Annotated in this window: 14 protein-coding genes; 5 read left to right on the forward strand and 9 right to left on the reverse strand. The window is 72.4% G+C overall.

Annotation, left to right across the window (positions count from 1 at the left end; translation table 11 throughout):
- Positions 1-55: 55 nt before the first annotated feature.
- The 3 genes from ACY3FI_RS01410 to ACY3FI_RS01420 form a co-directional block, all read right to left on the reverse strand.
- A complete protein-coding gene (locus tag ACY3FI_RS01410; RefSeq protein ID WP_462548944.1) occupies positions 56-307 on the reverse strand; it encodes a hypothetical protein in 252 nt (83 codons plus the stop codon).
- A 26-nt stretch (positions 308-333) separates the two neighbouring features.
- A complete protein-coding gene (locus ACY3FI_RS01415) occupies positions 334-600 on the reverse strand; it encodes a hypothetical protein (protein ID WP_462548945.1) in 267 nt (88 codons plus the stop codon).
- Positions 601-678: 78 nt separating this feature from the next.
- Positions 679-1,122, reverse strand: a complete 444-nt coding sequence (locus ACY3FI_RS01420) for an OsmC family peroxiredoxin (RefSeq protein WP_462548946.1) — start codon at positions 1,120-1,122, stop codon at positions 679-681.
- Between the two features lie 162 nt (positions 1,123-1,284).
- Here ACY3FI_RS01420 and ACY3FI_RS01425 point away from each other — a divergent pair, with 162 nt between their 5' ends.
- Together ACY3FI_RS01425 and ACY3FI_RS01430 are read left to right on the forward strand one after the other, a co-directional pair.
- Positions 1,285-2,328, forward strand: a complete 1,044-nt coding sequence (locus ACY3FI_RS01425) for an NAD(P)-dependent alcohol dehydrogenase (protein WP_462548947.1) — start codon at positions 1,285-1,287, stop codon at positions 2,326-2,328.
- 156 nt (positions 2,329-2,484) lie between these two features.
- Positions 2,485-2,970, forward strand: coding sequence for a hypothetical protein (locus ACY3FI_RS01430; RefSeq protein ID WP_462548948.1), 486 nt, complete (start codon positions 2,485-2,487; stop codon positions 2,968-2,970).
- A gap of 9 nt (positions 2,971-2,979) precedes the next feature.
- Here ACY3FI_RS01430 and ACY3FI_RS01435 read toward each other — a convergent pair whose 3' ends face one another.
- From ACY3FI_RS01435 to ACY3FI_RS01460, 6 genes are read right to left on the reverse strand one after another with little or no spacing between them, the layout of a single operon-like run.
- The gene (locus ACY3FI_RS01435; RefSeq protein WP_462548949.1) at positions 2,980-3,681 is read right to left on the reverse strand and encodes a GntR family transcriptional regulator; all 702 of its coding nucleotides are present in this window, start codon (positions 3,679-3,681) and stop codon (positions 2,980-2,982) included.
- Positions 3,682-3,727: 46 nt separating this feature from the next.
- On the reverse strand, positions 3,728-5,380 hold the full coding sequence (locus ACY3FI_RS01440; RefSeq protein ID WP_462548950.1) for a dipeptide ABC transporter ATP-binding protein: 1,653 nt from the start codon (positions 5,378-5,380) through the stop codon (positions 3,728-3,730).
- Positions 5,381-5,390: 10 nt separating this feature from the next.
- Positions 5,391-7,286, reverse strand: a complete 1,896-nt coding sequence (locus ACY3FI_RS01445; RefSeq protein WP_462548951.1) for a gamma-glutamyltransferase family protein — start codon at positions 7,284-7,286, stop codon at positions 5,391-5,393.
- 2 nt (positions 7,287-7,288) lie between these two features.
- Positions 7,289-8,164 (reverse strand): ABC transporter permease, encoded by an 876-nt coding sequence (locus tag ACY3FI_RS01450; RefSeq protein ID WP_462548952.1) that lies wholly within the window; start codon positions 8,162-8,164, stop codon positions 7,289-7,291.
- Complete coding sequence (locus ACY3FI_RS01455; protein WP_462548953.1) at positions 8,161-9,114, reverse strand: ABC transporter permease; 954 nt, start codon at positions 9,112-9,114, stop codon at positions 8,161-8,163. Before ACY3FI_RS01455 ends, ACY3FI_RS01450 begins: the two co-directional genes overlap by 4 nt.
- Positions 9,111-10,769: an ABC transporter substrate-binding protein gene (locus ACY3FI_RS01460; protein ID WP_462548954.1), complete on the reverse strand. Its 1,659-nt coding sequence runs from the start codon at positions 10,767-10,769 to the stop codon at positions 9,111-9,113. The genes ACY3FI_RS01455 and ACY3FI_RS01460 overlap by 4 nt, the downstream gene beginning before the upstream one ends.
- 331 nt (positions 10,770-11,100) lie before the next feature.
- On the opposite strand from ACY3FI_RS01460, the gene ACY3FI_RS01465 reads away from it, so the two are divergent.
- The 3 genes from ACY3FI_RS01465 (at position 11,101) to ACY3FI_RS01475 (ending at position 13,775) form a co-directional block, all read left to right on the forward strand.
- Positions 11,101-12,282: a peptidoglycan DD-metalloendopeptidase family protein gene (locus tag ACY3FI_RS01465; protein WP_462548955.1), complete on the forward strand. Its 1,182-nt coding sequence runs from the start codon at positions 11,101-11,103 to the stop codon at positions 12,280-12,282.
- A gap of 72 nt (positions 12,283-12,354) precedes the next feature.
- Positions 12,355-13,158: a sulfite exporter TauE/SafE family protein gene (locus ACY3FI_RS01470; protein ID WP_462548956.1), complete on the forward strand. Its 804-nt coding sequence runs from the start codon at positions 12,355-12,357 to the stop codon at positions 13,156-13,158.
- Positions 13,155-13,775, forward strand: coding sequence for a DNA alkylation repair protein (locus ACY3FI_RS01475; RefSeq protein ID WP_462548957.1), 621 nt, complete (start codon positions 13,155-13,157; stop codon positions 13,773-13,775). Before ACY3FI_RS01470 ends, ACY3FI_RS01475 begins: the two co-directional genes overlap by 4 nt.
- Positions 13,776-13,784 lie beyond the last annotated feature (9 nt).

A 13,784-nucleotide genomic window follows, 5' to 3' on the forward strand; every position in this document is an offset into this window, starting at 1 on the left:
GCTCGCGCCCGAGTCCGGACGTCGGCTGGACGCGGTCAGTGGCGGCGCCGTGTGGTCAGCGGCGACGCACCGAGATGCGGCCGAGTGCGAAGGCGACAGCGACCGCGCCCGCGAGGACGAGCACCTCGCCGGTGCGTTCCTGCCAGGTGTGCGCGGTCGGCAACATCGCCGTGTGGCTCGAGGGGAAGTAGGCGAAGTACTCGAACGCCTGGTGCGGGGCGATGACGAGGACGACGGCCCCGGCGATCAGCAGGACTGCGCCCGCCAGCAGCAGGCGGTGGGTCCAGGTCGACAGGAAGTGGCGCACGTCGCCACCGTACCGACGAAGCGTGGTCAGCGGCGACGCCGAGCGCTGAGTCGTCCGCCGGCGAAGGCCGCGACCACTGCCCCGATCAGCACGAGGGCCGGGCCGACGACGAGCTGCCAGGGCCGGACGCCGACGACGTAGGCGTACTTCGTCGGTTCCGACGAGAACGACGCGAACCCGAACGAACCGAACGAGGACGGCGGCGCCGTGACGACGAGCGCCACGCCGACGACGAGCGCGACGAGTCCCAGCCAGAGGGCGGCGTGGGTCGGTCTGCGGAAGAGGCGGGCCATGCGGTCGACGGTACCGGTGGACGGACGGGAGGCGCGGTGCCAGCTGGCACCGCGCCTCCAGTCCGTGCAGGGTCGCGACTAGTTCTCGAAGGTCGCCTTGAGCTCGATGTCGACGCCGGTGAGCGCCTTGGAGACCGGGCAGGTCGCCTTGGCCTCGTCCGCCGCCTTGAGGAAGGCGGCCTCGTCGATGCCGGAGACCTCGCCGTTCACGGTGAGGACGATGCCGGTGAGCTTGAAGCCACCGTTGTCCTTGTCCGGGCCGAGCGAGACGTCGGCCTTGACGTCGAGGGCCTCGACGGTGCCGCCGGCCTCGCCGAGGATCGCGGAGAACTGCATCGCGTAGCAGGCGGAGTGCGCCGCGGCGATGAGCTCCTCGGGGCTCGTGGTGCCGTCGGCGTCCTCGGCGGCGCGCTTCGGGAAGGACACGTCGTAGGTGCCGACCTTCGAGCTGGAGAGCTCGACCTGACCGGAACCGTCGTTGAGGCCGCCGTTCCAGGCGGTGCGTGCGGTGCGCGTTGGCATGGCCGCTCCTTTCGTGTGGGGGTTCGGTCCGCTGCGGGCCGACGTGTCCGAGTCAATCGGAGAACGATCGTTCTCGCAACCGGCTCACGGTGAAGACGCAGGATGTCCGCTGTGCGAATTGAACGACAGGTGTAGTTTTGATGGCGATCGAAGGAGAACCACATGCGCGCCGTCGTGTTCGAGCAGTACCAGACCTTCCCGTCATTGCGGGAGGTGCCGAAGCCCACGCCCGGCCCGGGTGAGGTGCTCCTGAAGGTCGCCGGTGCGGGCGCGTGCCACTCCGACGTCGCCGTGTACCGCGAGTTCCAGGAGGGACAGCCGGGCGCCCAGACACCGGGCTTCGTCCTGGGCCACGAGAACTCCGGCTGGGTCGAGGCGGTCGGCGAGGGCGTCACCGGCTTCACCGAGGGGGACGCGTACCTGGTCTACGGCCCGGTCGGCTGCGGGCACTGCTCGTACTGCTCCAAGGGGCAGGACACCTACTGCGAGAACGCCGCCACCAACCCGTACGCGGGCATCGGTCTCGGGCGCGACGGTGGCATGGCGGAGTACGTCACCGTGCCGGCGCGCAACCTCGTGCCCCTCGGTGACGCCGACCCGATCGCCGCGGCACCGCTCAGCGACGCCGCCCTCACGCCGTACCACGCGATCAAGGCCGCGATGCCGGCGCTCGCGGGCGGCGGGAAGTACGCGCTCGTCGTCGGACTCGGCGGGCTCGGGCAGATCGCCGTGCAGATCCTCACCGCGCTCACCGGCGCCACGGTCATCGCGACGGACACCAAGCCGGAGGCCATGGAGCGTGCCGCGGCCCGCGGTGCGGTCACCGTGCCCGCCGGACCCGACCAGGCCGCCGCGATCCGTGAGCTGACCGGCGGCAAGGGCGTCGACGCGGCGTTCGACTTCGTCGGGGCCGGGCCGACGATCGCGACGGCGAAGGCCTCGATGGCGATCGGTGGGCGGCTCACCGTCGTCGGCATCGCCGGTGGGACGGTGGAGTGGAACTTCTTCACGACGCCGTACGAGTCGACGATCACGAACACGTACTGGGGCACGATCGAGGACCTGCACGAGGTCGTCGCGATGTACCGCGCGGGGCAGATCGAGCCCGACGTCGAGCGGTACGCACTGTCCGACGCACTCGAGGCGTACCGGAAGCTCGAGGCCGGCGAGCTGTCCGGGCGCGCGGTGGTGGTCCCGACGCTCTAGCGCGGTGACCGCGTCGCCGGGCGGCCCCGAGACCCGGGCTGCGCGACGGTCCTCGGGCCGGTCGGCGCGAGATCGGTCGCTGGGCGCGAGTCTCGCGCGGCATCCGGCGCCCGGCGGCCCGCCAGCGCGCTGTCGCCGTGCCCTACCATCGGGCGCATGGACGAGGACGGCGTGCTTCGCGGCCCGCTGCTCGAGCGGACGCCGACGAGACCCAGGTGGTCGCCACTGCGCGGCGCAGCCGTGTGGCGGGGAGCGATCGGCGGTTGCGTCATCGGCGTCGTCCTGCTCGGCGGGCTGTCGCTCAACAGCCTGGGCAGCGGTAAGGACCTCGACTACCTGCTCGTGCTGGAGGCCCTCTTCATGGTGTTCGCGGCAGCGTTCGGGGCGGTCGGTGGAGCGGTGGTGGCCGGCGTCGGACTCCTGCTCCACCGGGTCGTGCTGCGTCGCGTCCGGGTGCGGCTCCTGTGGGAGGTCGTGACGGACGTGGCGTTGGCCGCCGCGGCGGCCTTCGGCACCGTTGCGGGGACGACGGCGGACCTGTTCGACGGCACGGTGTTCGGAGGTGCGCTCGGAGCCGGGGCAGTGGCAGGCCTCATCGGCGCCCTCACCGCCGTGAGCTGTCACGTCGCCCGCTGGCGCTGACCGGACGGGTCAGACGGCAGGGCCGACCTCGCGCAGGGCGTCGGCCTGCTCCGTGGAGGAACGCGCCGCGTACCCGATCCGGCTCTCCCGCACGTGCCACGCCATCCGCTCGGCGGCCCCGTCGACGTCGCCGGCGTCGATCGCCGCGAGGATGCGCCGGTGGTCGGGCCACAGCCGCTTGCCGCGGGAGAACGTGTCGAGCGCGTAGAGCCACTCGATCTTCCGCGACAGCTGCCGGAGCAGGGTCGCGAGCGTCGTGCTGCCGGACAGTTCGGCGACGAGCAGGTGGAAGCGTTCGTTGAGGTCGACGAGCTGGTCGAGCTCGTCGCGGGCCACGGCCGCGTCGCCCGCGTCGAGCACGGCGCCGAGTTCGCGGCGGAGCCGCCACCAGTCCTCGGGCGGGGCGGGCGCGTCGAACAGGGTCCGCGCCCGGGTGGCGGCGCGGCGGGCGGTGGCGATCTCGAGCGACTCCCGGACCGCGAACAGGTCGTCGGCCTCGTCGAACGGGATGTCGGCGATGCGGGACCCGGCGTTCGGCCGCGAGACGACGAAGCCCTCGCCCTCGAGCCCGCGCAGCGCCTCGCGCACCGGGACCCGGGAGACCCCGTAGCGCTCCGCGAGGAACGCCTCGGTCACCCGGGTGCCGGGCTGCAGTCCGCCGGCCACTATGTCGTGGCGGATGGCGTCGATGACGCTCGTCCCGTTCAGCACGGTGCCGATCGTGCCACACCCGGCCAGGCGGCACACCGGTCGTCGCTCACGCGGCTGCCTCGGCGAGCCGCTTCCCCGGGATGGCGTCGAGCAGGTCCCGCGTGTACTGCTCCTGCGGGTCGTCGAACACCGCCGCCACCGAGCCCCGCTCGACGACCTGTCCGCGGCGCATCACGACGACGTCGTCGGCGATCCGCCGGACCACCCCGAGGTCGTGCGTGATGAACAGGTAGCTCAGCCCGAGCCGGTCCTGCAGGTCGTCGAGCAGCGTGAGGATCTGCTCCTGCACGAGCACGTCGAGCGCGGAGACCGCCTCGTCGAGGATGATCAGCTCCGGTTCGAGTGCCAGCGCGCGGGCGATCGCGACGCGCTGCCGCTGCCCACCCGAGAGCTCGTTCGGGCGGAGCTGCGCGACCTCGCGGGGGAGGGCGACCTGGTCGAGGAGCGTCGCGACCCGTTCGGTGCGCGCGGCCCCGTCCCCGATGCCGAACACCCGGAGGGGCTCGTCGATGATCCGCTCGATCGTCGAGGTCGGGTCGAGCGAGCCGTACGGGTCCTGGAACACCGGCTGCACCCGGCGGCGGACCTCGCGCCGTTCGGCCCCGCGCGCCGTGCCGATGGACTTCCCGTCGACGAGCGCCGTGCCGGAGGTCGGCGTCTCGAGGCCGAGCACGATCCGCGCGACCGTCGTCTTGCCCGAGCCGGACTCACCGACCACAGCGGTGGTGGTGCCGCGGCGGACGGTGAACGAGACGCCGTCCGCGGCCTTGAGGGTGCCCGCACCGCGACCGCGGAGCTTGTACTCCTTCACCAGGTCGGAGACGACGAGGATCGGCTCGCCGGCCGCGACGGGCTCCGGTGCGATGCCGGAAAGCGCCGGGGCCGCCGCGATGAGCCGCTTCGTGTACTCGTGCTGCGGGTCGCGGAGGATCGCCTCCGGGGCGCCCTGCTCGACGATCGCCCCGTCGAGCATCACGACGACGCGGTCGGTCCGGTCCGCCGCGACGCCGAGGTCGTGCGTCACGAACAGCAGCGTCGTGCCGTGCTGGTCCACCAGCGTCTGCAGGTGGTCGAGGATCTGCCGCTGCACCGTCACGTCGAGTGCGCTCGTCGGCTCGTCGGCGATGAGCAGCTCGGGCTGGCGGGCGAGCGCCACCGCGATGAGGATGCGCTGCCGCATCCCGCCGGAGAACTCGTGCGGGTACTGGTCGGCGCGGCGAGCGGCCTCCGGGATGCCGGCCTCGGTCATGAGCGCGACGACCCGCTGCCGGATCGCCCCCCGGCCCCGCATCCCGCCCGCCTGCAGCGCGTCCGCGATCTGTGCACCGACCCGCATCGAGGGGTTGAGGTTCGTCGACGGGTCCTGTGGCACGAGCCCGATCCGCCCGCCCCGCACCCGACGCATGAGCGCCTCGCCCGCGTGCGCGAGGTCGTCGTCGCCGAGGCGGATCTCCCCGCCCGTGATGTGTCCGGCGCCCGGCAGGAGCCGCAGCAGCGCGGCGATGAGCGTCGACTTGCCCGACCCGGACTGCCCGACGATCGCGACGCGCTCGCCGCGGCGGACGTCGAGGTCGATGCCGTGCAGCACCTCGCGATCACCGAACGCGACCCGCAGGTCGCGCACGGAGAGCAGGTGGTCGGCTGCGCTGTCGGCCGGGGGGCCCGTGGTGCGTCCGGTGGTCGTGTTGCGTTCCTGCATGGTCCGGTCCTCAGCGTCCTGCGGCATAGCCCTGTGCTCCTCGCGGGTTGGCGGCGGCACCCATGACGCCGGTGTCGGGGTCTCGGGTCACGCACGACAGCCGGCCGAGCGACCAGTCGCCGGCGCGGGTGACGACGTGGCCGAGCTCCTCGAGCCCGGCGATGACGTCGTCACCGAGGCGGTCCTCGACGACGAGGCCGCCCGGTGTCCAGGTGCGGGGCCAGAACGACCCCGGGAACGACGTCGTGTGCAGCGCGGGGGCGTCGATCGCCTGCTGCGGCGACCACCCGCCGACGATCGTGCGGAGCAGGAAGAGCAGCTGCCACTGGTCCTGCTGGTCGCCGCCCGGTGACCCCATCGCCACGACCGGTTCGCCGTCCTTGAGCACGAGCGTCGGGGTGAGTGTCGTCCGGGGGCGGGCACCCGGGGTCAGCGTCGACGCCGTGTCCGGCTCGAGCCAGGTCATCTGCATCCGCGTGCCGAGGCAGAAGCCGAGCTCGGGGATCGTCGGGGACGACTGCAGCCACCCACCGGACGGGGTCGCGCTGATGATGTTGCCCCACCGGTCGACGACGTCGATGTGGCACGTGTCGCCGCGGGTCTCGCCGGTCTCCATGACGATCGGTTCGCCGCGGTCCTCGTGCACCGGGTCGTCCTCGGCGGGCGTCGCCACCGCGTCGCCTCGGGCACCGGGGACGGTGGGCTCACCGACGCCCGCGATCGGCTCGCCACCCGGCGTGTAGGTGACACGGAGCGGGGGCAGCGCGCCGGCGGGCACCGAGACCGACCCGGGGCGCAGCTCGTGCGAGGCACGATCGCCGATCAGTGCACGACGCTCGTCGGAGTACGCGTCCGACAGCAGCTCCGTCATCGGGACGTCGCGCTCGCCGTAGTGCACCTCGCGGTCGGCGAGGGCGAGCTTCTGCGCCTCGACGATCGTGTGGGCGCCGAGGACGGTGGACGGGTCGAGGCGTTCGTCGTCGAGCGGGTCGAGCAGGCGGAGGGTCTGCAGGAGCGCCGGCCCCTGGCCCCACGGTCCGGTCTTCGCGATCGTGTGTCCGCGGAACTCGGCCGTGGTCGCGGGCTCGGTCGAGGCGCGGAAGGCGGCGAGGTCCTCCGCTCGGATCACGCCGGCGTGGTCGGTGCCCGACGCGTGGCGGTGGGGTGTGCGGATGAAGGCGTCGACCGCGTCGGCCACGAAGCCCTCGGCCCACTCGGTCCGGGCGGCCTCGATGCGCGCGATGCGCGCGTCGTCGGCCACGTCGAGACCGGCACCGGCCTGCACGAGTCGGTCGAGCACTGCAGCCCACGGCTCGTTGCGCACGACGGTCCCGGGTTCCGGCACCGCGCCTCCCGGCAGCCACCGCTCGGCGGAGGACGGCCAGTGGTCGCGGAACAGGTGCTGCACCGTCGCGATCGTGGCGACCACGCGCGGAGCCACCGGGTGTCCGTCACGGGCGTACCCGATCGCCGGGGCGAGCACGTCGGCGAGCTCCCACGTGCCGTGCTCCGCGAGGAGCAGCAGCCAGGCGTCGACGGCGCCGGGCACAGCGGCCGCGAGCGCACCCGCTCCCGGGACCAGGTCGAGTCCTTCTGACCGGAAGTACTCCGGCGTCGCCCCGGCCGGGGCCGGGCCCTGCCCCATGAGGACGGTCGGGGTCTTGTCGTCGGCGGTGGCGAAGACGGCGGTCACGTCGCCGCCGGGACCGTTCAGGTGCGGCTCGACGACGTGCAGGACGAACGCACCGGCGACGGCGGCGTCGAAGGCGTTGCCACCGCGCTCCAGCACCGACTGGGCCACGGCGGTCGCGATCCAGTGCGTCGAGGCGGCCATGCCGAAGGTGCCCCGTAGGTCCGGCCGGGTCGTCTCGGCGGGCGGTGCGGTGAAGGCGGGGTTGGTGGTCATGGTCACTTCCGGTCCGAGGCGGTGGGGTCGAGGGCGTCGCGCAGCGCGTCGCCGAACAGGTTGAAGCCGAGGCAGATCACGGCGATCGCGACTCCGGGCACGACCGCGGCCCACGGCGCCTGGCCGAGGTACTGCTGCGCGTCCGAGAGCATGATCCCGAGGCTCGGGGTGGGTGGCTGGATGCCGAGGCCGAGGAAGGACAGCAGCGCCTCGCCGATCACCGCGACCGGCATGATCACGGTGGCCTGCACGATGATCGCGGAGACGCAGTTCGGCAGGACGTGCTGCGCGATGATCCGGGCGCCACCGGCGTCGAGGGTCTTCGCGCTCGTCACGAAGTCGGCGCTCGTGATCCGGAGCGTCTCCCCACGGACGATCCGGATCATCGCCGGGACGTGCGAGATGCCGATCGCGATCACCGCGTTCGACAGGCTCGGACCGCTGATCGCCGCGAGGCCCACCGCGATGATGAGGAAGGGGAAGGCGAGGGCGACGTCGGTGAGGCGCGAGATGATCCCGTCGAGCCATCGCCAGTAGCCCGCGAGCAGGCCGAGCGGCGTACCGACCACGACCGCCAGCAGCACGGACAGCACACCCACGACCAGGGACACCCGGATCCCGTACACCGTGCGGGACAGGACGTCGCGGCCGAGGTCGTCGGTGCCGAGCCCGAACCCGACGGTGAACGGCACCTGGAACGGCAGGTCGAAGTGCGTCGCCGTGGGGTCGTGCGGCGCGATGAGCGGTGCGGCGATGCCGGCGAGCACGACCACGGCGAGCATGATGCCGCCCGCCATGCCGAGCCGGTTCGTCCGGACCTGCTTCCAGACGCGGCCACGGCTCGAGCCGAGGTCGAAGGGGGCGGTGATGGTGGTCATGCGGTTCCTCCGACGCGGATCTTCGGGTTGATGACCGAGTACAGGACGTCCACGGCGAAGTTGATGAGCACGTAGCCGAGCGTGATCACGAGCACCACGGCCTGGATCACCGGGTAGTCGCGGGTGAACACGGCATCGAGCGTGAGCTTGCCGAACCCCGGCAGCGCGAAGATGCGCTCGGTGACCACGGCGCCCGAGATGAGACCGCCGAGCTGCAGTCCGACGATCGTCACGACGACGATCATCGAGTTCCGCAGGCCGTACCGGAACAGCACCCGCGGCCGGCTGAGGCCCTTCGCGCGGGCGGTCCGGACGAAGTCCGTCTTCATCGTCTCGATCATCGACGCCCGCGTCTGTCGCATGATCACGGCGGCGAGGGAGGTGCCGAGGATGAGGGCCGGCAGTGTCAGGTGGTGCAGGGCACCGAGGGGGTCGCGCGTCATCGGGACGTAACCGGAGGCCGGGAACCAGCCGAGGCCGGCGGCGAGCCACACGATCGCGAGGATGCCGAGCCAGAAGTTCGGAACGCTCAGTCCGACGAGTGCCGCGGCGTTCGCCATCCACTCCGGCCACTGCCCCCGGTAGCGCTCCGCGAGGGTGCCGAGCGCGACCCCGACGACGACCGCCACGACGATGGCGTAGAGCGCGAGCCACAGCGTCACCGGCAGGGTCGCGCCGAGCAGCTCGGTCACGGGCGTGCCCGTCCGGGTCGACTGGCCGAAGTCGCCCTGCAGCGCGTTGACGACGAAGCGCCAGTACTGCACGACGAGGGAGTCGTCGAGGCCGAGGTCCGCACGGACCGCGGCGAGGCGCTCCGGGCTCGCCTCCTCGCCCGCGAGGGCCAGAGCCGGGTCGCCCGGCAGCTGCCGAACCCCGAAGAACACCACGATCGAGGCCAGGACGAGCGTGAGCGCCGCCTGCCAGAGTCGGGTCACCACGTACCGGGTCACTTGCTGCTGCCTTCCACGAACGCCGCCTGGCTGAGTCGGACCACGCCGTCGGCGTAGGTGGAGACGCCGGCAACGGCCTTGCTGACGCCGGTGATGCTCCGGGTCCGGTAGAGGTAGACGATCGGGTCGTCCTCCTGCACCTTCGTCACGAGCTGGCCGTAGAGGGCCGCGCGCTCCTGCTGGTCGGTGGCCTGCGCCGCGCGGCTGATCAGGTCGTCCACCTCGGGGTCGCTGTAGCCGGGGTAGTTGTTGCCGCCACCGGTGCCGAGGAACGAGCCGATGTTGCCGTGCGGGTCGACGCGGCCCGACCAGCCGAGCTGCAGGGCCTGGAAGTCGCCGCGGGTCTGGTCGTCGAGCAGGGTCGTGTACTCGACCGGGGTGATCGTGATCGCGAAGCCACCGGCGCGTGCCTGGGACTGCAGGGCCTGGGCGAACCGGACGGTGTCGGGGGTGTTCGTCACCTCCATGTCGATCGGGAACGGCTGCTCGACGCCGGCCTGCTCGAGGAGCTCCTTGGACCGCTCGGGGTCGTACTCCGGGCAGGCCTTGCTCGCCTCGGTCGCGTAGACGCTCGTGTCCGGGATCGGCGAGCACGCCACGTCGGCCCAGCCGCCGAACACGCTCTGCACGAGCTCGGCTCGGTTGATCGACATCGAGAGGGCCTGCCGGACCTTGCGGGAGGTCGCGAGCGGGGTGTCGAGCGGCTTCGGGTCGGTGCCGACGCCGTCCTGGTTCGCGAGGTTGATCGTGATGCCCTGGTAGCCGAGCGATCCGGTGCGCAGGACGCTGAGGTCCTTCCGCTTCCGCAGCTCGTCGACGTCCTGGGTGGAGATCGTGTCGGCGACCTGCACGTCCCCGGACTTCAGGTTCTGCGCCCGGATGCTGGCGTCCGTGATGATCCGGTACGTGATCCGGTCGAAGTGCGCGCTCGCGGGGTCGTGGTACTGCGGGTCGCGCTCGACCGTGATCGAGGTCTGCGGGACGCGCTCGACGAACTTGTACGGGCCGACGCAGACCGGGTGGTCGCCGAAGCCGTCGCCCTCCTCCGCGAGCGCGGTGGGCGACATGACCATGCCGGCGCGGTCGGCGAGCGCGGCGGTGATCGGGGCGAAGGGGGTGTCGTAACGGATCCGGACGGTGTGGTCGTCCACCGCGTCGATGCCGGCCACCGGGCCCATCTCGCTCTTCCGGCTGGAGTCGTCCTTCGTCAGGTTCCGCTCGAGGGTCGTGACGACGGCGTCCGCGTCGAAGGGGGTGCCGTCGGCGAACCGGTAGCCGGTGTGGACCGGGAACGTCACGGTCTTCCCGGCGTCGGAGACCGTCGGCAGCGCGGTCGCGAGCATCGGGACGACGGTGCCCTCCGCGTCGATGTCGTAGAGCTTCTGGCACATCGTCTCCATGACGTACCGGGTGTACAGCGACGACGACGTGGTCGGGTCGAGCCGGTCCGGTTCTGCGGAGAGCGCCATGACCAGGTCACCGCCCTCGCGGACCCGCTGGTCGCCGATCGCGACGGTAGTGACGGTGCCGGCGGTCGCGCCGCCGGCCTTCGAACGTTGGACGGGCACGCACGCCGTGAGGGCGAGCGCGGCGGCCAGGGCGACGGCGGGCACGGCGAGGAGTGTCCGGCGGCGTCGAGCGAGGGTCTGGGACATCGTGTTCCTGGAGCTGCGGGTGTGCGTGGCGGCCCTTGTGGAGTCGCGCTCAGGAGTGCGGTGATTGCATACAATCACGATCGAGTGTCTGCTTTTGTACACATCTCGTTTCCATCGTGTAACACCTGTCGCGGAGCGCGCCGCGCCCCCGGTCTGCCCCGGCCGTCGTCGACGACGCTCGATGCTTGCCCCTCGCACTGGGGCAGGGCAACAGTGTCAGGGGGGTTGTGTGGCCTGACCCGAGAAGCGACGATCATTCGTCGGCGTGTTCAGGGCGCGCCGCGGACCGAACGGCGCAGGGGCGCCGCCCGCATCCAGATCAGGGGTTCTCTTGACCAGCTCACCGTCCGTCGCGCGCGCAGGGCGACTCCCACGCATCGCCGCGGCACTCGTCGCGCTCGCCGTCGCCGCCGGGGCCGTCGTCAGTCTCGCCGAACCGGCCTCCGCAGCCGTCGTCTGGAAGGGGTCCGTGCCCGCCGGCACCACCCTCGCCCCGGGTGACTCCGTCACCTCGCCGAACGGCCAGTACCGCCTCGTCATGCAGGGCGACGGCAACCTCGTCGAGTACGGCATCGGCAACGCCGTCCTCTGGTCGTCCGGCACCTCGAACCAGCCCGGCGCGGTCGCCGTCGTCGGCAAGAACCGCGCGTTCGACATCGTCCGGAACGGGCAGCGCGTCGCCCGCTGGGCCACCGCGGGGACCGCGCAGTCGACCTCGTTCGAGGTCCGCGGCGACGGCACGATGGTGCTCTGGGCCGGCACCTCGGCCGTCGTGAACTGGAAGGGCTACCAGGACCGCGTGCCCGCCGGGAACACGATCCTGCCGGGCACCACGCTGCGCGCCGACCAGTCCGGCAACCGGACCCTCACCATGATGACCAACGGCATGCTCGTGCAGCGCGTCAACGGCGCCGTCGTCTGGACCACCGCGAGCACCATCCGCAACTTCAACGCGTACGCGGCCGTGCAGGCGGACGGCAACCTCGTCATCTACACCGTCGACGGCAAGCCGATCTGGGCCTCGAACACCAGCCGGGCCGGCGGTGGGGCGCTCCTCGTGCAGGTCGACAACAACGTCGTCCTCTACGGCAAGACCGACACCCGTTCGTGGTCGACCCGACCCGTCACCGGGCTGCTCTGGCCGGTCGCGAGCACCAAGATCAGCGGCAAGTACGGCGACGACCGCGGCGCCGGGCACGTCCCGCGCTACCACCAGGGCACCGACGCCGCCGTCGGCACCGGCACGCCGGTGTACGCATCGGCGACCGGCACCGTCACGGCCGCGACGAGCTCGGCGTCCTACGGCAACTACGTCGTGGTGACCTACGGCATGACGACGGTCCTCACCGCGCACATGAGCGTGATCGCGGTCAAGAAGGGGCAGATCGTCTCGGTCCGGCAGCAGCTCGGCAAGTCGGGCAACACCGGCCAGTCCACCGGCCCGCACGTGCACGTCGAGGTGCGGCGCAACGGGACGCTCGTCGACCCGCTGCAGAACCTGCACTTCCGCTGATCCACACCGCGGCCCCGTGCCCGCCCCACCGGCGGACACGGGGCCGCACCCGTCACGGCTAGCCTGGACCCGATGGCAACGCGCGGCGGACGGGTGATCGTGCTGGTGGCGATCGGCGTCGTCGCCGGCGTCCTCTCCGGCCTGTTCGGTGTCGGCGGCGGCGTGGTCGTCGTCCCCGCGCTCATGGCCTTCCTGCACCTCGACCAGCGCCGGGCCTCCGCGACGTCCCTCGTCGCGATCGCCCCCGCTGCCGTCGTCGGCGCCGTCACCTACGCCGTCCAGGGCGAGGTGCACTGGCTCGCGGCCCTGACCCTCGCGGTCGGCAGCGTCGTCGGCGCCCCGATCGGCGCCCGCCTGCTCCGGGCCCTGCCGCTGCGGGTGCTGCCGTGGGTCTTCGTCGGGTTCATCGCGGTCGTGCTCGTGTCGCTCTTCACGACGGTCCCGACGCGGGGCGGTGCCGTGCACTTCGGCGTCCTCGAGGCGATCGTCCTGCTGCTGCTCGGCCTGCTGTCGGGCGTGCTGTCCGGGCTGGTGGGCGTCGGCGGCGGGGTCGTCATCGTGCCGGGGCTCGAGGTGGTGCTCGGCGCGGGGGACCTGCTCGCGAAGGGCACGTCCTTGGCGACGATGGTGCCGACCTCGGTCTCCGGGACGGTCGCGAACCTGCGGCGGCGCTCGGTCGACCTGCGGGTGGGGCTGACCGTCGGCGTCACGGCGGCGGTCTGCTCGCCGCTCGGTGCGTGGTTCGCCCGGCTCGTCGACCCGCAGGTGGGCACGTGGTTGTTCGCCGCGTTCCTGGTCGTCGTCGCGGTCATCGTGCTGCGTCGTGGGCGTCGGACCGTGCCGGCCGCCGACGCGACGACCGGGGAGACCGCATGAGCGCCGACGCCGAGGCCGTCCTCGCCGCGTTCGCGCGCACCCCCGGTGACGTCGCGGCAGCACGACGGGTCGCGCGGCAGTTCGCGGACCTCGACGAGGGGGAGCGCTCGTCGCTGCTCTGGAGCGAGGACCCGGGCGCGCGCCTGGTCGCCGTGCTGCTGCTCGTGCAGGCCATGCGTCGGGACCCGGACCCCGAGCTCACCGACGAGTACCTGTCTGCGGCGAAGGCGGAGCGGTTCGAGGACCCCGCCCTCGTCGACCTCGGCGCCGAGGAGCTCGTCGGTGCCCCGCTCGTCGGCGGTGCCACCGGTCCGCTCTTCGCGCTCGCGAAGTCGGACGTCGCGATGGTGCGGCGCATCGCGGTCGTCGCGACCCTGGCCTTCGTCAAGCAGGGCGACGCGGAGGTCCCGCTCGCGATCGCCGGTCGGCTCGTCCGGGAGCGCAGCGAGACCGTGCAGTCGGCCCTCGGCTGGGTGCTCCGCGAGACCGGCAAGCGCGCGTCCGAACCCGCGTTGGTCGCGTTCCTCGAACGGAACGCTCGCTTCCTCACCTCGGCTGCGCGGGCGACCGCGACCGAGCACCTCCCCGACGCGGAGCGGGACCGCCTGCGCGGTTGACCCCGGTCT

Source organism: Curtobacterium sp. RM9 (assembly GCF_054956955.1).